14 protein-coding genes are annotated in these 24,320 nt (G+C 39.4%); 5 read left to right on the top strand and 9 right to left on the bottom strand.

Annotated elements, in window-relative coordinates; genetic code table 11:
- Positions 1-93: 93 nt before the first annotated feature.
- The 4 genes from WAE64_RS21175 to WAE64_RS21160 form a co-directional block, all read right to left on the bottom strand.
- Positions 94-3,327 carry a TonB-dependent receptor gene (locus WAE64_RS21175; protein ID WP_340239782.1) on the bottom strand — a complete coding sequence of 1,078 codons (3,234 nt, stop codon included), beginning with the start codon at positions 3,325-3,327 and terminating at the stop codon, positions 94-96.
- A 217-nt stretch (positions 3,328-3,544) separates the two neighbouring features.
- Positions 3,545-4,750: a bifunctional 3,4-dihydroxy-2-butanone-4-phosphate synthase/GTP cyclohydrolase II gene (locus tag WAE64_RS21170; RefSeq protein WP_340239781.1), complete on the bottom strand. Its 1,206-nt coding sequence runs from the start codon at positions 4,748-4,750 to the stop codon at positions 3,545-3,547.
- A 290-nt stretch (positions 4,751-5,040) separates the two neighbouring features.
- Positions 5,041-6,021, bottom strand: coding sequence for a UDP-glucuronic acid decarboxylase family protein (locus WAE64_RS21165; RefSeq protein ID WP_340239780.1), 981 nt, complete (start codon positions 6,019-6,021; stop codon positions 5,041-5,043).
- 100 nt (positions 6,022-6,121) lie between these two features.
- A complete protein-coding gene (locus WAE64_RS21160; protein WP_340239779.1) occupies positions 6,122-7,435 on the bottom strand; it encodes a UDP-glucose dehydrogenase family protein in 1,314 nt (437 codons plus the stop codon).
- A 433-nt stretch (positions 7,436-7,868) separates the two neighbouring features.
- Here WAE64_RS21160 and WAE64_RS21155 point away from each other — a divergent pair, with 433 nt between their 5' ends.
- The gene (locus tag WAE64_RS21155) at positions 7,869-8,540 is read left to right on the top strand and encodes a gluconate 2-dehydrogenase subunit 3 family protein (RefSeq protein WP_340239778.1); all 672 of its coding nucleotides are present in this window, start codon (positions 7,869-7,871) and stop codon (positions 8,538-8,540) included.
- 33 nt (positions 8,541-8,573) lie between these two features.
- Positions 8,574-10,292, top strand: coding sequence for a GMC oxidoreductase (locus WAE64_RS21150; RefSeq protein WP_340239777.1), 1,719 nt, complete (start codon positions 8,574-8,576; stop codon positions 10,290-10,292).
- Positions 10,293-10,352: 60 nt separating this feature from the next.
- Here WAE64_RS21150 and WAE64_RS21145 read toward each other — a convergent pair whose 3' ends face one another.
- From WAE64_RS21145 to WAE64_RS21130, 4 genes are all read right to left on the bottom strand, one after another.
- The gene (locus WAE64_RS21145) at positions 10,353-11,075 is read right to left on the bottom strand and encodes a rhodanese-like domain-containing protein (RefSeq protein WP_340239776.1); all 723 of its coding nucleotides are present in this window, start codon (positions 11,073-11,075) and stop codon (positions 10,353-10,355) included.
- Between the two features lie 120 nt (positions 11,076-11,195).
- Entirely contained in the window at positions 11,196-11,972 is a 777-nt protein-coding gene (locus WAE64_RS21140; protein ID WP_340239775.1) for a hypothetical protein, read from the bottom strand.
- A gap of 420 nt (positions 11,973-12,392) precedes the next feature.
- Complete coding sequence (locus WAE64_RS21135) at positions 12,393-13,601, bottom strand: AIR synthase-related protein (protein ID WP_340239774.1); 1,209 nt, start codon at positions 13,599-13,601, stop codon at positions 12,393-12,395.
- A 70-nt stretch (positions 13,602-13,671) separates the two neighbouring features.
- Positions 13,672-14,460 (bottom strand): cyanophycinase, encoded by a 789-nt coding sequence (locus WAE64_RS21130; RefSeq protein ID WP_340239773.1) that lies wholly within the window; start codon positions 14,458-14,460, stop codon positions 13,672-13,674.
- 105 nt (positions 14,461-14,565) lie between these two features.
- Between WAE64_RS21130 and WAE64_RS21125 the strand changes: the two genes are divergently transcribed.
- Entirely contained in the window at positions 14,566-15,651 is a 1,086-nt protein-coding gene (locus WAE64_RS21125) for a glycoside hydrolase family 130 protein (protein ID WP_340239772.1), read from the top strand.
- An 85-nt stretch (positions 15,652-15,736) separates the two neighbouring features.
- On the opposite strand, the gene argH is transcribed toward WAE64_RS21125, so the two are convergent.
- Positions 15,737-17,092, bottom strand: a complete 1,356-nt coding sequence (gene argH, locus WAE64_RS21120; RefSeq protein WP_340239771.1) for an argininosuccinate lyase — start codon at positions 17,090-17,092, stop codon at positions 15,737-15,739.
- 769 nt (positions 17,093-17,861) lie between these two features.
- Between argH and WAE64_RS21115 the strand changes: the two genes are divergently transcribed.
- Complete coding sequence (locus WAE64_RS21115) at positions 17,862-19,232, top strand: vanadium-dependent haloperoxidase (RefSeq protein ID WP_340239770.1); 1,371 nt, start codon at positions 17,862-17,864, stop codon at positions 19,230-19,232.
- A gap of 75 nt (positions 19,233-19,307) precedes the next feature.
- Positions 19,308-24,320, top strand: a 5,013-nt coding sequence (locus tag WAE64_RS21110) for a hypothetical protein (RefSeq protein ID WP_340239769.1), incomplete at its 3' end; no start/stop codon positions are given.

Raw genomic sequence — 24,320 nt, 5'->3', positions numbered from 1 at the left:
TCTGCTAAATCTAATTCACAGCTATACGAACATAAAAAAGAAATCCTGCCTCGTGAGAAGCAGGATTTCTTTATGTATTAAGCTATGCTATTCTTAGTTGAAGATATAACGTAGACCGATTTGAGCTCCCCAAGTGTTTGAAGCAGATGGGTTAAGTTCAAATGTATCAGTTCTAAGTTTACCACCAGTTTCAGCCATTTGGAACATTGGTTGACCGCTAGCATTTAATTTAGTGTATCTTAAGATAGCACCGTTGCTAACAACCTGACGGTAACGATTTCCCCATTTAGAGTTTAACAAGTTACCAATGTTAAGAACGTCAACACTTAATTGAAGTGTGTTTTTCTGTCCTTTTACATTAATGTGGAAATCTTGTAGTAATCTGAAGTCAAAACGGTTAACCCACGGCATAAGACCAGCGTTTCTTTCTACGTATTGGCCTTTTCTTTTGCTTAGGTATTTATCGTTATCTACTAGTTCGAAGAACGCTGCTGATTGTTGTTGTGCAGTATATTTAACCGAACCACTAGCTACGATGTCTTCAAAGATAATTTCTGAAGCATTTGCAGGTACATACAATAAGTCGGCACCATTGATACCATCGCCGTTTAGGTCGCCATTGTATACATAAGATACACGGCCTTGGTTTGAACCTTGGTAGAACAACGATACAGTTGTTGCAAGGTGCTTAGCATATTCAAATTTATAAGAAGCCGAACCAATTACACGGTGAGGTACTGCGAACTCACTGAATGCCAATGGTAGGTCGTTCAAGCTACCAACTGCTCTGTTGTTTGACCAAGCAGAAGCTGCTTGAGAACCAGGATTACCAGTTAAGTCTTTTACGTTGTTGAAAGCATAAGCAACGCTGGCAAAGAAGTTTCTATAACGTTTTTTAGCTTCTGCAGTGATTGTCCAACCACCACCTTTTGTAGTATTATCTAACACCATAGCCTCAGTAATTGCACTGTTTACTCTTCTTGTTGCAGAAGTATAAGTAGGTCTTGTATCTGGGCCTGTAAGTTTGCCTACCGGATTATTTAAGTTAATGTTTCTTTGGTAAACAGTTACTAAATCTTTAGAGTAGATAGCCTCTACTGTTAAATCGATATCACCGATGATTCTCTTATCAACTGCAAGGTTTGTTCTCCAGATTTGTGGCATTTTGAAATCAGGAGAAACAGCTGCAAGGCTACTTGGTGCTGACTGACCAGCAACTTTAGGAAGTTTATCCAAGTGAGCTGCAGGGTCTGCATTGAATGGGAATTTAGCAAGGTCAGTTGCATTTACAGTTTCGTAAGTGTACTGAATCATACCACTGTTGGTAGGTTGGTTAGTAAACCATACGAATGGAAGACGACCGTTGAAGATACCGGTTCCCCCACGTACTTGCCAGCCTTTGTCAGACCAGTTGAAACCAACACGAGGAGAGAACGCAGGTTTAGATTTTGGCCACAAACCAGTGTTGATTTTCTCGCCATTCAAGAATGTAAGAGCTGAGATAGCTTGGTTCTCGATAGGAGCAACAGGATAAACAGGTAAATCTACACGTAAACCAGCTGTTAATTTCAATTTGCTGTTTACTGCAAAATCATCTTGTAAATAAGCAGAACCTTGACCGAATGTTAGGTCGGCTACCGGAAGTTTACCACCTGGCAACAAGCTATAAGTGTAAGCGTAAGCTGCAGGAGTAGCACCATTAATGAAATCATCAATAGAGTTGAAACGATAGTAGCTGGTACCATAACGCAAGAAACTATTACCGAAATACATTTGCTCGTAAGATACACCCGCTAAGATTGTATGTTTACCAGCATAGTAAGTAAGGTTATCGATAAAGTTAACTGTAGTATTTTTTACGTCGTTGTTGTATGAGAACAACTCATAACCCAAGCTGATGTAAGAATCACCATCTTTCTTGATGTCAATGAAAGGGAATGGGCTACTTTTTGATGTACGAGTATCTTGTGCTAAAGTATAAGTAGCCAAGAATTGGTTTGATAACTTACTGCTGAAAGTTGAGTTTAACTCAGCCGCTAATGAGTTTACTTTGTTCAAGAAACCATAGTTTGAATTTTGGTAAGTTAATGAGTTCTGGCTCAAACGGCTTGAAGTAGAACGTGGGTTTGGCGCACTAGTAGCGTTGATAATCTGGTCATCAGTGTTGTTAACTGTCGAGTAACGAAGGTTAAACTTATGATTGTTGTTGATGTTCCAGTCTAAACGAGCCATTATTTTGTAGTTTTGAAGCGTAAAATTATCTCCATAACCTTCATAAGGGCCAGTTTCATAACCATATTGGTTTTTCACAAAAGCAGAAACTCTTTCTAGGTCTTCTGCAGTAGTTCTTGATACGTTAGAACCTGTAAGGCCAGGGCGTGAAGCCACCCAGTTGAAACCAGGTCTCACGTTTTTCTCGTACTCACCGCTTACAAAGAAGAACAATTTGTTTTTAACGATAGCTCCGCCGATTGTTCCACCATAGATATTGTTGGTAGTTTTGGCAGCAGTCGGAAGCTCAGTATCACCTACTTTAGTACCGTTGAATGATTGGTCTCTGTAGTATGTGTAAAGTGAACCTTTAAATTGGTTTGTACCACTTTTAGTTACAACGTTTACACCTGCACCTGTAAAGTTTGCTTGACGAACATCATAAGGAGCAATGTTTACTTGTACCTCTTCGATGGCATCTAGCGAAATTGGTTGAGCCGAACCACCAGGAAGGTTGGCATCGCTTAGACCAAAGTTATTGTTGAAGTTTGCACCGTCAATAGTAATATTGTTATAACGACCATCACGACCAGCAAAGCTAGTACCATTTGATTGTGGTGTAAGACGTGTGAAATCGTTGATACTTCTGCTGATAGTTGGTAAACTACGTAGTTGAGTACCGTTGATGTTTGTAGCTGCACCAGTTCTGTTTGAGCTGAAAACATCACTTCTGTTAGAAGTAACAACTACCTCTTGTAGTGCTGTTCCTTCATCTGAAAGGGCTGCATCAACATTGGCAGCAGAACCTAAGCTGGTAATGATACCTTCTTTTACTAAGTCTTTAAAGCCAACAAATGAGAAAGTGATTTTGAAAGGCCCACCTACACGAACAGCAGGAAGTACATAACGACCAGCTGCGTTAGTAATGGTACCATATTTAGTACCTGATGGCTCATGAATAGCAACAACAGTTGCACCCGGAAGCTCTGAACCTTTACCATCGGTTACAATACCACTAATAGAAGATGTGGTAACCTGAGCAAAGCCTTGAAAAGCAAATAAGATTCCTGCAAGGAGGCTAAAAGCCCCTCGCAAAAAAGTAGATTTTTGCATCATGTTTTTTTTGGAGTTAGAAATGTTTGAAGTAAATTTCATCAAGCAGATTACATTTTCTCTGCAAAGGTCTTAAAAATTTTCTCTAAAAAAAACAAGCGCCTAGGTGTTTTATATACATAAGCGCTTGATTGATAGTATTTTGTAAAATAGTTAATGAAAAATATTGATTAAGTACCATTTTACTATATTAAGAAATTGTTATGCATGCCTAATATTTTTAAGCACCCATAATTTTGTGTCCCATTTTATCTCTTTTGGTTTGTAGGTATTTTTCATTATATGGGTTAGCAGGAATCTCGATAGCTATGCTATCCACTATTTCTAAACCATAGCCTATTAAGCCAGCTCGCTTCTTAGGGTTATTCGAAATAAGCTGTATCTTTTTCACACCCAAGTCTCGCAGTATCTGTGCACCAACCCCATAGTCTCTTTCGTCCATCTTAAAGCCTAGCTCAAGGTTAGCCTCTACCGTATCACGGCCCATTTCTTGCAGTTTATATGATTTTAGCTTGTTTAAAAGCCCAATTCCACGTCCTTCCTGGTTCATGTATAATACAATACCCTTACCGTTTTTCTGAACCATATCCATTGCTGCATGTAGTTGTGGGCCACAGTCGCAGCGGCACGAACCAAAAATATCACCAGTTACGCACGACGAGTGTACACGTACCATTACGGGTTCATCGGGCTCCCAATTACCTTTTATTAAGGCCAAGTGTAGCTGGTCGTTATCTAGTTGGCGGTAAGCAATCATGTCGAAATACCCATGCTCGGTAGGCATTTCTACTCCTATTTCTCTTTTTATCAAAGACTCTTTTTTGAGACGGTACTCAATCAGGTCTTTAATACTTACCAATTTAAGATTAAACTTGTCGGCAATCTCACGCAATTGTGGCAAGCGTGCCATTGTGCCGTCTTCGTTCAGAATCTCAATCAATACGCCTACTGGCTGTAATCCTGCTAGCACGGCCAAGTCAACAGTAGCTTCTGTATGGCCTGTTCTTCTTAACACGCCACCATCAACGGCTTTTAATGGAAATATATGCCCCGGACGACCAAAATCTTCTGGCTTTGTATCCGGATTAACAAGTGCCTGAATGGTTTTAGCACGGTCGCTGGCCGAAATTCCGGTAGTACAACCATTGCCAAGCAAATCGATTGATACTGTAAATGCGGTTTCGTGTTGAGCCGTATTTTTGCCTACCATCATGTTTAACTCTAGCTCTTCACAGCGTTTGGCTGTGATAGGGGTACACATTAAACCACGACCCTCTTTTATCATGAAATTAACCATTTCGGGCGTAGTCTTTTCGGCAGCACACACAAAATCACCCTCGTTTTCACGGTCTTCGTCATCTACAACAATCACTATTTTGCCATTGCGAATATCTTCAATCGCATCTTCTATACGGTCTAATTTCATTCTAATAAATAAATAAGTATGCTTGTTTAGCTAATAAAACAGAATGTCTGTTGAAAACGTTTGTAAAGGTACAAGTTTTCGATAAAAGAGTGGTAATATTGCTTTTAATGAAGAGGGATTTTAATAAGATGTTGTGTTGCTACTCGAAATCTGGATTCAACAAATAGGCACTTTGATGAATAAATGGAGTAGTATTTTTGATTGGTTGGGTGAAATTTCATTGATAATAACATTACATGTTTTATACAACAAGAATGGAGGCCAAAGCCTCCATTCTTGTTGTATAAAACTTATTTCTTTTCGAAATCTCTGTGATTAGATTCTTCATAAAGTCTCTCTTTAGGAAGGTTTCTGAAGTAATCGTAAGTAATTGCCAGACCTTCTGCACGTGTTACTTTTGGCTCCCAACCTAATATTTCTTTTGCTTTAGTAATATCTGGTTGGCGTTGCTTAGGGTCGTCTTTTGGTAATGGTTTGTAAACAATTTTCTGGTCGGTGCCTGTTAGCTTAATTATTTCTTCCGCAAATTGTTTAATTGTGATTTCTGCCGGGTTTCCGATATTTACCGGATACGCATAGTCAGATAACAACAAGCGATAGATACCTTCTACTAAATCGGCAACGAAGCAGAATGAACGTGTTTGTGAACCATCTCCGAAAATTGTTAAGTCTTCGCCACGTAATGCCTGACCAATGAAAGCAGGTAATACACGGCCGTCATTCAGGCGCATACGAGGGCCATAAGTATTGAAGATACGAACAATACGGGTTTCAACACCGTGGTAAGTATGGTAGGCCATTGTCATGGCTTCCTGAAAGCGTTTAGCTTCGTCATACACACCACGAGGGCCAACAGGGTTTACGTGCCCCCAATACTCTTCTGTTTGTGGGTGTACGAGCGGGTCGCCGTACACTTCAGAAGTAGAAGCAATGATAACTCTGGCTTTTTTTACACGTGCAAGACCCAGACAGTTATGAATACCCAACGAACCCACTTTCAGTGTCTGAATCGGGATTTTCAGGTAGTCAATCGGGCTGGCAGGTGAGGCAAAGTGTAAAATATAATCTAGCTCGCCCGGCACATGGATAAACTTGCTTACATCGTGGTGATAAAACTCAAAATTCGGATGCTTAAACAAGTGTTCGATATTGCGTAAATCTCCGGTTATGAGATTATCCATTGCAATAACATAATGTCCTTCTTTAATAAATCTATCGCAAAGGTGTGAGCCTAAAAAACCTGCACCACCTGTAATGAGAACTCTTTTCATAGAAATATGTTAAATTTCCCCTGTATGGCTAAATAAATAGGAGAGAAAACTAAACAGGATAGGGGAGGTGATACCTGCATCGCTTTCCGAATTATTATATTTAAGCTTTTACTGTTTTTCTACCCATGCTGTAATAAGTATAGCCTAGCTCTTTCATGTCTTTCAGCTCATACAAGTTGCGACCATCAAAAATCACCTTGTTTTTCAATGTACCTTCCATTTTCTCAAAATCAGGTGTACGGAACTCAGGCCATTCGGTCATAATCATAAGAGCATCGGCACCTTGAAGCGCTTCGTAAGGATTTTTGGCATATTTTACTTTTTTACCTACTACCTCACGCACGTTGTCCATTGCTTCCGGGTCATAAACTACTACTTTAGCACCTGCTTTTCTAAGCTCTTTGATGTTATACAAAGCCGGAGCTTCACGAATATCATCAGTATGCGGTTTAAATGCCAATCCCCATAAAGCAATTGTTTTACCTTTTAGGTCGCCATCGAAATATTTTTTCAATTGCGGAATCAATTTGGTTTTTTGCTTTTCGTTTACTTTCATTACTGATTTCAAGATTTTGAAATCGTAATCAAATTCGTTAGCAGTTTTTTCTAAAGCCTGTACGTCTTTCGGGAAACAGCTTCCGCCATAACCGATTCCGGCAAATAAGAAACGTTTTCCGATACGGCTATCTGTACCAATACCTCTACGAATATCGTCAACGTTAGCATTTGCTTTTTCACAAAGGTTAGCTATTTCGTTCATGAAAGTAATCTTCATAGCCAAAAATGCATTAGCTGCATATTTTGTCATTTCGGCCGAACGCTCATCCATGAAAATAATAGGATTGCCTTGGCGCACTAATGGAGCATATAGTTTCTCCATTACTCTCTTCGCTTTCTCTGACTGAGTACCGATTACCACACGGTCAGGCTTCATGAAATCTTCAACAGCCACACCTTCTCTCAAAAACTCAGGGTTTGATACTACGTCAAATTCAACTTTTGCATTTTTAGCAATACGCTCGTGTACTTTCTCGGCTGTTCCTACAGGTACAGTACTTTTATCGATAATAACTGCATAGTTTTCTAACAAAGGGCCCAGGTCTGTTGCCACACCTAAGATATATTTTAAATCGGCAGAACCATCTTCGCCCGGAGGAGTTGGCAAGGCTAAGAAAATAACCTGTGCATCTTTGATTCCCTCTGCAAGATTGGTTGTAAATTTTAAGCGTCCTTCTTTGGTATTACGCTCAAATATAACATCAAGACCCGGCTCGTAGATAGTTAGTTTACCTTTATTTAATTTCTCAACTTTACGACTATCTATATCTACGCAAGTTACCTGATTGCCTGTTTCTGCAAAACAAGTACCAGTTACTAAACCTACATAACCTGTTCCAACAACTGCGATTTTCATATTATATGATTTTCAGAATTTAAAAATTTGTCTACTGTTTTTTTAGAGCAAAAAATATGCCGTAAAATTAGATTATTTTTTGAGAATATAAGCAAGCCTATGTGTGAAAAAATGAAAATATTTTTTCAAAATTAGGTACTTAACGAACAAGTACCTCTATTAAGTCTATATTTTTGTGATTAAATGGCAGTTTTTTTATTGAATGGTTTTTGAGCTCGAATGAGAGAAAACCAAGATTTTGGATTTGTACAATTTGTGCTTTTTATTTTTGGGTCTTAGTTAAAAATTACTAAGTATCTTTAAACGGCATACTTAAAATTTGGTTTTTCTCGTTTTTAATTGAATTTTCATGAAATCAAACTTGCATAGACAGTTTTTTCTTGCGTAATTTCACAGTCCAATATGTTTGACAACCCTTAAATTTACTACGACATTGAATAGAAGAGATGCCATGCAAAGAGTGGCCTTCCTGATGGGAGGTGCTTTGTCTGCCCCTACAATGATTGCTATGTTGGAAGGTTGTACGTCCAATACTGCAACCGAAGCAACAACTTCGAGTTTTTCTTTCTCTCCCGATTACAAAAATTTAGTTTCTGAAATTGCCGAGATAATTATCCCTAAAACATCTACCCCGGGTGCTAAAGATGCCGGAGTAGGGCCTTTTATAGAAGTGATGCTGAAAGATTGCTATATGCCTGCGCAACAAGAGCATTTCAAAAAAGGCTTAGATGCTTTAGAAGAGGCTTCGAAGAAAGAAAATGGCAAGAAGTTTCTGGAGAGCACGCCAGAGCAGCAAACTGCCCTTTTGAAGAAATTTGAGCAAATGGCCAATGATGAGGTAAGAGAAAACTCGCAGCCGAAAAAGATAGTTGATAACGAAACAGGATTAATAAAAGACCCTAAAGACCCAAATCCTAAAAAGGGTGAAGAAGCAAAGCAGGTGGCACCTCCGGTACCATTCTTTAAATTAATGAAAGAATTAACTTTACTAGGTTACTTTACATCAGAAGTAGGTGCTAAAAATGCATTGGCTTATGTGGCGATACCGGGTAGATATGATGGTTGTGTGAAAATGACTCCGGGACAAAAAGTTTGGGCTTTGTAAAAAATTAATTGACAGAAATTCGACCTTAAAGAAATGAATATTCAAGGAAAAGCAAAAGAACAAATGACTTACGACGCCATTGTTGTAGGGTCAGGTATATCAGGTGGTTGGGCTGCTAAAGAACTGTGTGAGAAAGGACTCAAAGTTTTAATGCTTGAGCGTGGACGTGATATTAAGCACGTAACAGGTTACGAAACAGCAGGTAAAAATCCGTGGGATTTTCCGCATAGAGGTAAAGTAGATAATATGGCGAGAGAGGAATATTGGGCCAATGTGCGTACAGGATACACCGCCAATGAAGAGCATCGTCATCATTTTGAAAACGATAAGAAAAACCCATATCTTGAAAAACGTGGTTTCGATTGGATTCGTGGCTATCATGTAGGAGGCCGCTCATTAATGTGGGGTCGCCAGAGTTACCGTTGGAACGAAAGAGATTTTACAGCTAACCTGGAAGACGGCCACGGTATCGACTGGCCTATCCGTTACAAAGACCTGGCACCTTGGTATAGCTATGTAGAGACGTTTATTGGCGTAAGTGGTTATAAAGAAGGGCTTGATGTATTGCCAGATGGTAACTTTCAGCCGGGTATGGAGATGAACTGCGTAGAAAAAGAAATACGTAATTCGGTACAGAAGAAATTTAATGGCCGCCATGTAACTATTGGCCGTACGGCACACTTAACTGCGCCAACGCAAATACAAACAGAATTGGGTCGTGCTTCGTGCCAGTACCAGAATGCTTGTATGCGTGGTTGCCAGTTTGGGGCATATTTCAGTACACAATCGGCAACTTTGCCGGCAGCTAACAAAACAGGAAATCTGACTTTGATGGCTGACAAGATTGTGTATGAAGTAATATTTGACGACGAGAAAGGCAAAGCAGTAGGTGTAAAAACTATTGACCAGAATACAAAAGAGCAGATGGATTTCTTCTCGAAAATTATCTTCCTGAATGCTTCGGCTATCAATTCGGCGTGGATATTAATGCAGTCGAAATCTAAAACACATGCCAATGGTTTAGGTAACGAGTCAGACCAATTAGGAAGAAATATCATGGACCACCACCTAAGCGTTGGTGCTTCGGGTACTTTCGAAGGGATGGAAGATATGTACTACTATGGCCGCCGTGCCAATGGTGTGTATATTCCACGCTTTACTAACTGGGGTAGCGATAAGAAAAGAGACTTCGTGAGAGGTTTTGGCTACCAAGGTGGTGCAAGCCGTGAAGGTTGGGGCCGTGGAAACTACAAAGAAGGTTTTGGTGCTGATTTCAAAGAGTCTATCACTACGCCTGGGCCTTGGACATTCGGCATTGGTGGTTTCGGCGAGACATTACCTGACGAAAACAACCGCTTTACACTTTCAGACAAGAAAGATAGCTGGGGCTTACCGATTGTTGAATTTGATGCAGCCTGGGGCGAAAATGCTTTGAAAATGCGTATTGATATGATGAACGAAGCTGCCGAAATGCTTGAAGCAGCAGGTTTGAAAAACATCAATGCTTATAATAACCTTACGCCGAATCCGGGTATTGGTATCCACGAAATGGGTACAGCTCGTATGGGAAGAGATAAGAAAACGTCTGTATTGAATGCTAACAATCAGGTTTGGGGAGCACCAAACGTATTTGTTACCGATGGTGCAGCTATGGTTTCGGCTTCTTGCGTAAACCCTTCTTTAACTTATATGGCATTAACTGCTCGTGCAGCAGATTTTGCAGTAAAAGAATTGAAGAAAATGAATTTGTAATAGCAGATAATGCATTTATAAAAAACGGCTACGGAGATTTTCTTCGTAGCCGTTTTTGTTTTATAACTTATTTAATTTTTGCAGTACATCTTTTAATTCCTGTTCGCTTATTTCGCCTGTGCCGCTCCATACTCGCCTGCCTTTTTTGATAATCACATAAGTTGGGCTTTCTTCTACCTTAAAAACTGAGGCAATAATATCATTCTTCTCCGAATCAACTTTCAGTAACTTTATTTGCTTGTTTTCGTCAGCTACTTTGTTGAGTAAGGGCGTCATTTTTTTGCAAGCCTCGCACCAATCGGTATAAAAATTAATCATTACTACATCGTTGGCTCTTACAATATCATCAAGATTTTGTAGTGTTAAAGCTGCAATAGGTTTTGTATTTGGGTTGCTCGATACGTAGGGTTTGCTTGAGGCAGTCCATTGAGCAAAACCTCCGTTTAGGTCATATACTTCCTTAAAACCCATAGTTCTCAGAAAACCGGCCGCATCAGCACTACGTTTACCCGAAAAACAATACAAAAACACAGGTTTGTTTTTGTCTAGTTTCTTTTTGGCAGCATCTTCAAAATCATCGTCGGTAAAGTTGATATTTGCGGCACGCTTAATGTGCCCGCTGGCAAATTCGGCAGGAGTACGCACATCTACTAATTGGGCTGTTTCGGCTTTTGCTTTTAGCTTGGCATCAAAATCATTGGCAGACAAAAGAAAGGCATCTTTTTTTTGTGCAAAAGCACTAACACCAAACAAAATAAAAACTATTGAAAGTATAGATTTCATTGATAAAATAAGAGAGTAATTTAAAACAAAAGTGTTTTTATATTTTGGAAACCAAAATTCAGTAACGAATCTACGCCTAAATTATTGAAAAGCCCATACAATAGTCTTTATAAATTCTGATTATCGGTTTCCCGTATGCAAGAAACTCTGGACACTCATATTGTATGGCGTCAACAACAAACTTTCATAATCAGGTTCGTCAAAAATTAAATCGTCGGGTATTTTCTCTTCGGCGCTGTGGTTTACAATCATGTTATAATATTGAAAACTATCAACCGGAACCGACAAGCGGTATAGCGCAGTATTGTTGCCAAGTTCTTCCATCTTCCAGACTGCGAGCTTTGTTTTTTCGTCAAGAATCTTTATCGTAAATTTTGTTCCCTGAAAACAATCTATTACAATGGTGTTGCCGGTATTTCGTACTGATTTAATAAAGTAAGTATCTGGTGCTTGTCCTTTGCTTACATGCACGGTAGAGTCGGTAAGGGTAAAAGAATAATGGTTTTTTAAGACTTTGGGGCAAAAAATGTAAGTAGTGCCATTAAGCTCTTGGGCTTCAAACCATTTTCGGGGAAGCTGACTCAAGATAGGGTCATCTTTGAACGACCGTAATTCATTTATTTTCTTTGATGTCTTAAAATCTCTGCACGCACGCTGAATCAGCGACTCGTAGTAATCGTCAAACGCTATTCTCTCTATCAAATTTTGAGAGAAAACAGAGTTTTTGGTTGTATCAATAAATACACTGTATCGTTTCTTAATCATCTTGTCAGGATTTTCAGGCGATATGGTGATGGTCTGATTGTAAAAACTACGATAAACTGTTTCTGTGTGTTTTTGTGCAAAAAGATTAATAACAAAAAGGCATAGTAAGCCCCCAATAGCGATTGTCTTCATTATAGCACGGGTATAGATTCATCTCATTTGTTATTAAACGGTTACAAAAACCGTGCTAAAAAGAAGTTTTATTGTAAATATAAATTTTATAAACTAATTGCCTGTAAGTCAGGTAAATAGGTAGAAAAATGCACTTATTTTGATTGAAAAAAAGGTTTGGAATAATTATTGATATAGCCGCTCAATCATTTTTATAGGTGTTATTCAGGTTGGAGCAAGAAGTGCTTACTTAAGACAGACTGTTTTCAGAAAAATAGTTCTTAATAAGAATTTAAAGAAGTTTCAAGACCAGAAGTAGAAAGAAACTCATACAGAGGGGGTACAGTAGTAGCAAGGCTTTAATAAAAAGAGCCTATTTAAATATATCTTCTGAGGCAAAGTAATGCCAGAAAGATAATTTAAACAGGCTCTAAACTTGTATCAGTTATAAACAAATTCGCCGAATTCGCTTTTGATGGTTACTTGTTTAGTATCGAATGCTTCTACACGGCCTATAATCTGTGCATCGATATTGAACGATTGAGCAATTTCGATAATGCGTTGAGCATGCTCTTGTGGCAAGTAAACTTCCAGACGATGCCCCATGTTAAAGACCCTATACATTTCTTGCCAGCTAGTGCCGCTTTGCTCATGAATAAGTTTAAACAATGGAGGTATCGGGAAAAGATTATCTTTTACAACATGCAATTTATCTATAAAGTGTAAAACCTTGGTTTGTGCTCCACCGCTACAATGAACCATGCCATGTATGTGCTGGCGAAGTTCGTCTAAGAAAACCTTAGCCACCGGCGCATAAGTGCGGGTAGGCGACAAGATGAGTTTACCAATATCAGGTAGCTTATCTAGGGTTTCTTTATCAAGTTCAGCATTATAAGGTTCGGTTGCTGTGGCATCGGTCAACGATTTTTTGCCACTGTAAACCAACGAGAAATCGATGTCTCCATCGAAACTCTCAGGATATTTTTCAGCATAGATTTTATCTAATACATCGTGGCGTGCCGAAGTAAGGCCGTTACTGCCCATGCCGCCGTTGTAATGGTTTTCGTAAGTTGCTTGTCCATAAGAAGCTAAGCCTACAATTACATCACCTGCTTGTATACGGTCGTTCGAAATCACGTCGGCTCTTTTCATGCGGGCAATAAGTGTGCTGTTTACTGCAATGGTTCGTACCAAATCACCCACATCGGCGGTTTCGCCGCCTGTGCTATATATTTCGATGCCGTGGCTGCGGAGCATTTCAAGGCATTCTTCTGTACCATTAATAATTTCGGCAATTACTTCGCCTGGAATTTTATTTTTGTTTCGGTCGATACTCGATGAAATAAGCATAGGGCCTACCGAACCTACACACAATAAATCATCGGTGTTCATCACGATAGAATCCTGTGCAATCCCTCTCCATACCGATACGTCTCCGGTTTCTTTCCAATACAAATAAGCCAGCGATGTTTTGGTACCTGCGCCGTCGGCATGCATGATGTTGCAATATTCTGCATCTCCGCCAAGCGTATCGGGCGAAATTTTACAAAAAGCTTTTGGGAATAAACCCTTATCAAGCTTTTCAATGGCTTTATGAACATCTTCTTTGGCGGCAGAAACGCCACGCTGCATATAACGGTCGGTACTCATCTAATATTAATTTTTATTGCAAAGGTAAGAAAAATGTCTTTTGCCTGCCGAAATAAATCTTTGCTTTGAGTTATTTTACACGTTTTCGTTTTGTAAGGTCAAATTTTTCGCCTTTGGCCAGCATTACAAACTTCATTTCTTTTGGGTTTTTCAATGCTTCAAAAATCATTACTTCGCTTTCGCCCAGTACCTCAGCTATTCTATTGCCTTCTACATATAGAGCAGTATTTTCATCAATACCAACGCCTAACAAAGTAGGATTCTGAAAAATCAGACCAATGAGTCGGTTTTGTCTTTGGCGTTTAATAAAATGTTGGTCAACAATAATGTTATTTAATAGCCCCAAACCCTTTTTTATTTCAACTTTTGAACCATCAATTACTTTGAAGTCTCCTTCACCGGTAATCATTTTCTCGCTCATAATTGCTGTTCCGGCACTTGTGCCCGCAAATACTACTTGTGCTTTGTACTTTGCATGTAGGGCATTAAATAGTTCTTCGTCCTGCAAAACAGCCATGATTCTGGTTTGGTCGCCACCTGTAAAAAACACACCTGTTGCCGATTGCAGTTGTTTCAAAAATATAGCCTTTGTTTCCGGTGTCAATGGCGATACTGCAGCTTGTTCAACTTTAATGCCTGATTGTGCCACTACGTCTTTATTGAAAGCATTAAAGCTTGCCTCTTGCTCGCCACTAGCCCAGGTAATAACCAGTATTTTGCCATTTTCTTTGCCGCTTAGTTCAATAAATTTGGCCATTACATCGGGTGTACGTTTGCCGCCACCTACCATAATTAAACGCTCTTGCGCCAGCAATGAAGTGGTTGTTAATAAGCAAATGAGAAAGATTAATCGTAGCATTTTAGTTTTATTGAGATTGTCTATATATTTGGATAGGGGATTAGTCCCCTTATTATTTATTCAACCTACTTATCTGGTGATAAGTAAAACCGAAAATACAAATCTATGAAAAAATACCTTTTCATTCTTTCCATTTGCCTGGCAGCTTGCCAAAATAAAACCGAAGACCAACAACAAGACTGGCAATTAGGCCCATTTGTGAAACAAGATGCCGACAACCCCGTTTTGTTACCTAATGACACCACTACTTTCGACGACCCTATTTTGAAAAGAAGTATTAACTGGGAAGCCAAAGATGTGTATAATCCGTCGGCAGTTGTGAGAGACGGCAAGGTGTATCTGTTATACAGAGCAGAAGATACGCTTAAAGTAGTTGATGGCACGTCACGCCTTGGATTGGCTGTGAGCGACGATGGGATTCATTTTACCCGCCAGCCTAAACCTGTGTTTTATCCGGCAGAGGACTTCATGAAAAAATATGAGTATCCGGGTGGTTGCGAAGACCCACGACTGGTAGAGACAGAAGACGGCCGATACATATTAACTTATACTGCCTACGATGGCAAAACGGCTCGTTTATGTGTGGCTTCATCGCCTGATTTACAGACCTGGAAAAAAGAAGGGCTGGCATTTAAAGATGCCAAATATGAGAGCCTGTGGTCGAAGTCAGGAGCGATTATTTGTGAGAAAGTAAAGGAGAAGTTTGTTGCTACAAAAATCAATGGTAAGTACTGGATGTATTTTGGTGATACCAATCTTTTTCTGGCAAGTTCGGATAATCTGACAGATTGGAAGATTCTGGAAGACGAAACAGGTAAACCTAAGCCAATTGTACAACCAAGAGACGATAATTTTGATAGCTGGCTAGTGGAATCAGGCCCTGCGGCTTTTGTAACTGATAAGGGCATACTACTTATTTATAATAGTGCCAATAAGGGTTTTCAGAATAAGGCAACTGATACCAAAAATGCTTACAGAGCCGGGCAGGTATTGTTTGATAAAAACGACCCGACAAAAATTGTCGACCGCTCGAAAACTTTCTTCTTTGAACCTGATAAACCTTATGAGCTAACCGGACAAGTAAATAACGTAGTGTTTGTTGAGGGCTTAGTTCATTTTAAAGACCGCTGGTTTTTGTACTATGGAACTGCAGATTCTAAAATTGCGGCGGCTGTTAGTGATAAGAAGTAGGTGAGAATTATATCTTAGATATATAGAGGAAAAACAGATATGTACCTTGGAGCCATGCAACATAACTCCAAGGTACAATTATATTTTATTCATTGCCCCAGTTCAGCAACTTCTCAAAGGCTTTATCTATTTTTTCGAATTCAAAGCTTTTAATCGCTTCGTTCATCATTCTTACAATTTCATCATTGCATAGGTTGCCGATGCTACCTTCAAGCGTATGATTCAAATCTCTTGATGCTTCGTAGGTGCCTCCGAAAATTTCGTCTTTTACCTGTAGATAAGCATCTCTGAAAGGTAAACCTTGCATTACCAATTCGTTTACTCTTTCGACCGAGAAAATCGGGTCATATTTTTTATCGGCCAATAAATCTCCTTTTACCTGAATATTAGGTAGCATCAAAGCTGTAATATCAAGACACTCAATTACCTGGTCGAATGCGGGCATCAGAATTTCTTTCAGAATCTGCATATCACGGTGGTAGCCACTTGGTAAGTTACTTGTTACAAAAGCTAGCTCGGTAGGTAAACCTTTTAATCGGTTGGTTTTTGCCCTCAGCAATTCGGCTACATCAGGGTTTTTCTTATGCGGCATAATACTGCTACCTGTTGTGAAATCGTCAGGCAGGGTCAAGAAACCGAAGTTCTGCGAGTTATACAGACAAATATCCATAGCCATACGTGATAGGGTAGTGGCCAAGGAAGTTAGGGCAGATAAAACCACATACTCGGTTTTGCCACGGGTCATCTGCGCATATACTACATTATAATTAAGGTCTTCGAAGCCTAGAATCTCGGCAGTAAGCTTACGGTTCAGCGGGAACGAACTGCCATAGCCTGCACCTGAGCCCAATGGATTTTTATTGACAACTTTATAAGCGCCTTGTAATACATTTATATCATCGACCAGACTTTCGGCGTAAGCTCCAAACCAAAGCCCAAACGAAGAAGGCATGGCAATCTGAAGGTGTGTATAGCCGGGCAACAGGTCGTTTTTGTGTATTTCACTTTTCTGAATTAATTGCTGAAATACCAATTCAATTTTCTGAACAATGATGCGTACCTGATGGCGCATGAATAATTTCAGGTCAACCAATACTTGGTCGTTACGGGAGCGACCACTATGAATTTTCTTACCTGTATCGCCAAGTGCCTGCGTAAGTAGCCATTCTACCTGAGAATGCACATCTTCGATATTTTTATCAATTAAAAACTTGCCATTTTCAATATCCTTGTATATCTTTCGGCACTCTTTTAAGAGGCTCTCTAGTTCAGGAGCTTCGAGCAAGCCGATTGTTTCCAACATGATGGCATGAGCCATTGAGCCGAGTACATCAAACTCTGCCAAATATAGGTCCATCTCACGATCGTTGCCAACCGTGAAGTTTTCAATTGCATTGTTTTCTAAAGTATTTCTACTGCTTTCCTTTTGCCAGAGTTTCACAATGAGTGTATTTGATTTGAGTACAAATATAAAGATGAAAATTACTGGTAATAAATTTTTTTACAATGATTTTAACGAATGCGAGAGCGTGCGAGGTTTTTAGCATGATTTTTGCACTATTATAATACAATTACTGTATTAGTCCCACAATAGTGTGTTTCTATTGTACAAAAACGAGCAATCGTTGAGGGTTTCTAGCACGGTACAGAAATAAAAGTAGCAAAAGCCTACTTTGGCATGGATTTAGTTAAATGTATAAGTTTGTACATCAAATACTATGCCATAGTACTTGTCTGAAGTGTAATTTGCTTCTTTTTTTCAGAGTAATAAAAAGTAAAAAATAATAATTGTTTTTGTGTGTCTGCCTTGTGACGTTTCACAATTATTATCGTCTTATGCATAACATAAGAATACCTAATTGATATTTATTTGAATTCCATATACATTTTTACTATTGAGTGAACCTTTACTATTTTACACGATGAGGAATACATTTCCTTTAATTAGAAGCTATGCATCTGTTGCTTCTGTTTTCTATCTGTTATTTCAATCATTCTCAAAGATTGAAGCCCTATTGGTTTTATCAGATGTTCGTGTATTTGCTGCTAAAGTTTCTTCGCAATCAAACAATTGCACTCTTAGTAATATCTGTAATACAGCAATGGTAATTCAGCATGGAAGAATGCATTAATTTTCTTCCAAAAAGTCATCAAATCTTGTTTTGATTGATTTAACGCTATTGATTGAATTTTGAGATATTTTAAGAAAAATGAAGTTTAGAACTCTATCACTACTCATGACGCAATTACTGATTACCACTAGTATGGTAATGGGGTATGTTGCTGTTCGTGCGAATGATAAGAACCCATCTGTTCAGGAAAAAGCAGGAAAAGTGCTTAGTGCTGAGGTTCCGGTGAAATGGAGTAACATGACACTGAGAATACTGAAAGGTACGCAAGGTGGCTCACCTACCTATGGCTCACGCTCGTTGGGCTATTTAGGTTTAGCTATGTACGAAAGCGCAGTACATGGTACTACTACTTATAAATCGTTGGCAGGCCAATTGAATGGTTTAAAAGACTTACCACAGCCAGAAAAAGACCAGAAATACAACTGGGTTATCTCTCTTAATGCAAGCCAGGCATATTTATTAAAACAATTATACGAGCATACGCCCGATGCCAACAAAGCAAGCATTGATTCTTTGGAGAATGCTATCTACAAATCAGAAAAAAATAAAGAAATAGCCGAGCGTTCGGCCAGATACGGTCAGGAGATTGCCAAAGCGATTTTTGAGTGGTCGAAAACTGATGGCGGTTATAAAGGTTACAAACGTAATTTTGATAGTACTTATGCCTTGCCAAGCGGAGATGGAAAATGGCAGGCACCACCAAAAGGACAATCGCCGGTAGCTTTGCCATTACACCCATATTGGGGTAGAAACCGCACCTTTGTTTCTTCGAATGGTCAGTTGGAAATTCCGAAAAAAATACCTTACAGTTATAGCAAAGAGTCTGACTACTATTTTCAGATGTATGAAGTGTATCAGATGAGAGATAAACTTACGCAGGAACAAAAAGAGATTGCAAACTGGTGGGGCGATGACCCAACCGAAACATTCTCGCCTCCGGGGCATTCATACAATCTTGCAACCATAACTATTGTTACGGCTAAGGCTGATTTCTTTAAAGCAACCCAGACTTATGCAAAAGTGGGTATGGCAGTAGCCGATGCTTTTATCAACTGTTGGAAATGCAAATACTATTACCATGCTCAACGACCATGGTTCTTTATCTTTTATAACATTGCTACGCTATGGAACCTTTACTGGCCAGAGCCTCCTTTCCCTGCTTTTTATTCAGGCCATGCTGCTCAAGCAGCAGCAACAGCTACGGTGTTGGCTGATATATATGGGAATCGCATGAACATTGTTGATGATTCTCATGTTGGCCGCCCAATGGATACCGAGCGAGTGGTGGAATATAAAGCCCGAAAATTCAGTTCGTTCTGGCAAGTGGCCATCGAAACAGCCGATGCTCGTTTGTATGGAGGTATCCATACCTGCCATGATAATGAAGTTGGGCTTTCGGAAGGAAAGAAAATTGGCAATAATGTAAATGCTTTGTCTTGGCAAGGCTAATTTTTAAAGTGAACAATTGCGAGACCGTTGCTGGTCATTATATACATATAACTATTGAGTGTAACAATTAATACCATGAGAAATTCTACATCTTGGTCCACAGGTGTTGGCAAAACTTTTATAGCCGAAAAAAGTAAAAGTTTGCTGAATGCTTTATTTAACCTATTATTACCTAACAAGCTGCCAAGCCTGAAATCCCAGGCTTTATCTGGTAGCCAATCCACAAACGGAAATATATTCGGTATCATAGCCATGAGACGTACTTTAGCCATAATAGCTATGCTAGGTATATGGTTTAGTACATCTGTGGTAAGTGCTCAGAATGCTCCTCTAGGCTGTGATAAATATTACATGCTTGTAGGAGAACTGATAGCGACATCAAATGGCGGACAAACAGCCCGCACTGATGTGTATCAGTTTGGCGCTAGCACAGGTATCACTAGTTGTAAGTTTGATGCCGGTGGGGGTGGTGAAGGTATGTGCGTAGACCCGGAAAGAAATATAGCTTACATCGCAACATGTTGTGATCAGGGCGAAGTTCGTGTATATGATTACAATCAAGCTAAATTTCTTAGCCCAATTAAACTTCCTGGTGAAGATTTATTAGATGTTACACTCACACCAGACTACAAATTTTTATATGTAACAACGTATAATAATATATATAGAATAAACACAACTACTAATACAGTAGAAGCTGCTTTTGCTAAATCTCGTGCGAGTAACTCGGCTACTCAAGAATTCTGGGGAATAGCAGTTCATCCAACTAGTGGAAATATATATTTTACTACCAACTGGCAATTTGGTAAAGGAACAAGTACTATCGAAATGATTACGCCAAACTTTACCACGGCTGGTACAAGTAAAAGTACAATCATAGCAACTGCACCAAGTGGGTATTACTATAGAGGTATCACTTTCCGCCCAGACGGAACTCTTTGGGCAGTATTATCTAATAGCAATACGAGTGGGAGCGGAAATGCCAGTTTAGCTGCCCGATTAGAAAAATATGATGTTGATACTAAAACACGTCTTAATACATATTATTTCCCTACACCTACTAAAAATAATGGTAGTGCCAATAATGGTAAAGTAGATCCATTTGATATTGCTTTCGGACCAGGAGGCGATATTTTTGTTACTACATTTGCCGGAGACTGTGTTACTAAAATAACTTATAATTCATTATCGAACGGAACAACTAATGGTTTCGGGACATACATCGACTACCAACCGGGCGTATCTGGTAAATCAATTACATTTGTTTGTGGTAACTTTAAATGTGATTGCGTAGCGCCTGTAATTACGGCTGCTAATGTTGGTTTTAGTGGTGGTACTTGTAATGGCTCATCACCTAATAATAATGGTTATGTAACTATTTCAGGTCTGGTATATAATAGCACTGAAAAAGTAAGAGCCGATATTAAACAAGGTACAACTTATGGTACAACTCCTATATATGGCGCAAGTTCAAACATCGAACTAAAATCGGGCGAGAGTTCAATTACTTTCAAAAACCTGAAACCTAATACAAGTTATACTGTACGTGTGTGGGGTGGTAAAGATGCCTGTTATACCGATTATACATTTAAAACACAACAAGTAGAATGTTGTACAAACTGTATTTCGAACACTTTTGTAGCTAATGGTAATTTTGGTTCATCAACTTTAACGGGTTGGAGCAAGAACCCTTCAACTATTGATTTTGGTGCAGGAAGCGGTTTTGCTGTTTTGAATAATAGCGATAACGGTAATAATAATTATGCCTACTATGAAATAACAAGTGGCGTAATAGGCGGTTTAAAATATACGTTAAATGCCGATGCTGCCACACATAACCCACCTAATGGAAGTACAGTAAAATCACAATTATATTTTGAATTTTTTAACGGAACTACACTAGTTGGTACATCAGATAAATTTGATGTAGTAAATGATTACACAACTGTTGGTTTATTGCCAATCTCGACCATTACTGCACTGGCTCCTGCTAATACTACTAAAATCAGAATAGTAGGGTATTCGAAAGGCAGAGCCTTGAAGTTTGATAACCTTGTGCTTACTGCTTGTTATGAGCCGGTAACGCTTTCAGCAGTTGCTGATGGTAACTGTACTCAGAATAAAGGTACTATTACTGCAACAGCAGATGGAGGTAGTGGTGATTATCAGTTTAGCAAAGATGGTACAAACTGGCAAACATCAAATATCTTCACAAACTTAGCACCGGGTAACTATACTATATATGTAAAAGATGTGAATAGTAGTTCTGATAATTGCAAGAAGAATACTACTGTTACATTAACCTGCGTGCCTTGTATATGTATTTCTAACAACCTTGTAATTAATGGTAACTTTGATAGCAATACCAATAGTTGGACAGCCACAAACGGTAGCTTTGAACGTGCAACTGGTTCGTCAACCGGAGGCTTCGGTTTGTTAAACAACAGCGATGCTTCTGGCGAGTACAAAGTTTATCAGGATATTACAGGAGGGATTATTGTAGGTAAAACTTATACACTTAATGCTTCAGCAGCTACTCATACCAAGTCAGCTCCGGCCGTAGCACAAATCTACTTTGAGTTTTTGAATGCTAGCGGTAATGTTATCTCAACATCATCTAAAGCTACTATTACCAATAATTATAATGGTACTCTGGTAGCTATTGCGCCTATCTCAGCAGTTGCACCTGCCAATACCGTAAAAATCAGAGTAGTAGGTTATGCGAGCGGAAGAGCATTGAAGTTTGATAGCGTAATACTTACTACTTGTTATGATGCAATTGATGGTTCGTTGGTTAGCTCTAATCCTGTATGTAATACCAACAGCGGTAGTATTACCGTAACAGGTGTAACCGGCGGAAGCGGGGAATATGAATATAGTAAAGACAACACCAACTGGCAAACATCAAATATATTTTCAGGTTTAGGTGCAGGCAACTATACTATATATATAAGAGATAAAAATACAGAAGGTGCTTCTTGTAAAAAGACTTTAACAAGTACACTTACGTGCATTCCTTGTGTTTGTGAGTCTGATAACCTTGTAACTAATGGTAATTTTGACAGCAACGCCAATAACTGGACAGCGACCAACGGAGGTTTTGAACGTGCAACAGGTTCATCAACCGGAGGTTTTGCTATTTTAAATAACAGCGATGCGGTAGGCGAGTTCAGAGTTTACCAGGATATTACAACTAATATAGTTGTAGGTAAAGTCTACACGCTTAATGCCTCAGCTGCTACTCATAACAAAGCGGCTCCTGCCATAGCGCAAATCTATTTCGAGTTTCTGAATGCAAGTGGTACTGTTATCGCCACTTCTTCTAAAGCTACCGTTACTAACGATTATAACGGAACGCTCGTACCTATCACCCCAATATCGATGGTAGCTCCAAGCGGAACTGCAAAAGTTAGAGTAGTAGGTTATGCTAACGGAAGAGCTTTGAAATTTGATAGCGTTAAACTTACTACTTGTTACGACACAGATGTTAATGGTACTGTAGCTAAAACAGAAATTGAGTGTGGACAAACCAATGGAACAGCTACAGTAACAGCGACAGGTGGTAGTGGAAGCTACGAATATAGTAAAGACAATAGTACATGGCAGGCATCAAATGTATTTACATTACCTGCTGGTACTTATACTATGTATATAAGAGACAAAAATGCTAGTAATTGTACTAAACAACTTTCGGTAACATTTACAGCTAAGCCAAACCCTACAATAACAGTAAACACTGCGAAAATCTGTTTAGGCGAAACAGCTACCTTAACAGCCACAGGTTGTACTGGCACAGTAAGTTGGACAGGCGGTGGTACACCAAATGGCAGTACTTTAGCAGTTAAACCAACTGCTAGTGGTACAACAACTTACACAGCTACATGTACAGCAAGCAATGGCTGTACAGCACAAGCTCAAGGTAAAGTTGAGACAGCACCAAAACCAAGTATTGCGGTAAATGATTTAACCATCTGTGCAGGAGAAAGTGGTAAATTGGAAGCGACAGGCTGTACAGGTACAGTAACTTGGAGCACAGGTGCGACAGGTACAAGTATCACAGTTAGTGCAGAAGGAACTTACACAGCAACATGTACATTAACGACCAATGGCAAATCATGTACAGCAGAAGCGAGTGGAGTAGTAAAAGTGAATAGTAAACCGCAGATAGCCGTAGCAGATGTAGAAGTATGTGCAGGCAAAGAAGCAACGCTTGTAGCGACAGGCTGTTCAAACGGAACAATCACATGGAATACAGGTGCAACAGGTTCAACCTTGAAAGTAACCCAAGCGAATGCAGGAACATTCAATTATACAGCAACGTGTACGATTTCATCGAACAATGCAACATGTGTAAATAGTGCAACGGGTAAATTAACAGTTAATCCAAATCCTGTTATCACAGTAAACACTGCGAAAATCTGTTTGGGAGAAACAGCTACTTTAACAGCGACAGGATGTACTGGCACAATAAGTTGGACAGGCGGAGGCACCCCAAGTGGCAGCACATTGGCAGTTAAACCAACAGTAGCAGGCACAACGACATACACGGCAACATGTACAACAGCTAAAGGATGTATCGGTACAGCAGAAGGAAAAGTTGAGACAGCACCGAAACCAAGCATTGCAGTAAATGATTTAACAATCTGTGCAGGCGAAAGTGGTAAATTGGAAGCGACGGGCTGTACAGGAACAGTAACATGGAGCACAGGTGCGACAGGTACAAGTATCACCGTGAGTGCAGAAGGGACATATACAGCAACTTGTACATTAACGACCAACGGTAAAGTTTGTACAGCAGAAGCAAGTGGAGTAGTAAAAGCGAACAGCAAACCACAGATAGCCGTAGCAGATGTAGAAGTTTGTGCAGGTAAAGAAGCGACATTGGTAGCAACAGGCTGTTCAAACGGAACAATCACATGGAACACAGGCGCAAGTGGTTCTACTTTAAAAATAACACAAGCCAATACAGGAACATATAATTACACAGCGACCTGTACGATTTCATCGAACAATGCCACATGTGTAAATAGTGCAACTGGTAAATTGACAGTTAATCCAAACCCTACAATCACAGTAAACACTGCGAAA

Source organism: Emticicia soli (assembly GCF_037860775.1).
GTDB classification, from domain to species: Bacteria; Bacteroidota; Bacteroidia; order Cytophagales; family Spirosomataceae; genus Emticicia; species Emticicia soli.
The sequence above is the reverse complement of the archived record's forward strand: the minus strand, read 5'-3'. Positions and strand labels throughout refer to the sequence as shown.

What these genes read in the sequence shown, in the direction of transcription:
- WAE64_RS21175 (WP_340239782.1), bottom strand. Translation starts at nt 3,327, where the DNA reads ATGATGCAAAAATCTACTTTTTTGCGAGGGGCTTTTAGCCTCCTTGCA.
- WAE64_RS21170 (WP_340239781.1), bottom strand. Translation starts at nt 4,750, where the DNA reads ATGAAATTAGACCGTATAGAAGATGCGATTGAAGATATTCGCAATGGC.
- WAE64_RS21165 (WP_340239780.1), bottom strand. Translation starts at nt 6,021, where the DNA reads ATGAAAAGAGTTCTCATTACAGGTGGTGCAGGTTTTTTAGGCTCACAC.
- WAE64_RS21160 (WP_340239779.1), bottom strand. Translation starts at nt 7,435, where the DNA reads ATGAAAATCGCAGTTGTTGGAACAGGTTATGTAGGTTTAGTAACTGGT.
- WAE64_RS21150 (WP_340239777.1), top strand. Translation starts at nt 8,574, where the DNA reads ATGAATATTCAAGGAAAAGCAAAAGAACAAATGACTTACGACGCCATT.
- WAE64_RS21145 (WP_340239776.1), bottom strand. Translation starts at nt 11,075, where the DNA reads ATGAAATCTATACTTTCAATAGTTTTTATTTTGTTTGGTGTTAGTGCT.
- WAE64_RS21140 (WP_340239775.1), bottom strand. Translation starts at nt 11,972, where the DNA reads ATGAAGACAATCGCTATTGGGGGCTTACTATGCCTTTTTGTTATTAAT.
- WAE64_RS21135 (WP_340239774.1), bottom strand. Translation starts at nt 13,601, where the DNA reads ATGAGTACCGACCGTTATATGCAGCGTGGCGTTTCTGCCGCCAAAGAA.
- WAE64_RS21130 (WP_340239773.1), bottom strand. Translation starts at nt 14,460, where the DNA reads ATGCTACGATTAATCTTTCTCATTTGCTTATTAACAACCACTTCATTG.
- WAE64_RS21125 (WP_340239772.1), top strand. Translation starts at nt 14,566, where the DNA reads ATGAAAAAATACCTTTTCATTCTTTCCATTTGCCTGGCAGCTTGCCAA.
- WAE64_RS21115 (WP_340239770.1), top strand. Translation starts at nt 17,862, where the DNA reads ATGAAGTTTAGAACTCTATCACTACTCATGACGCAATTACTGATTACC.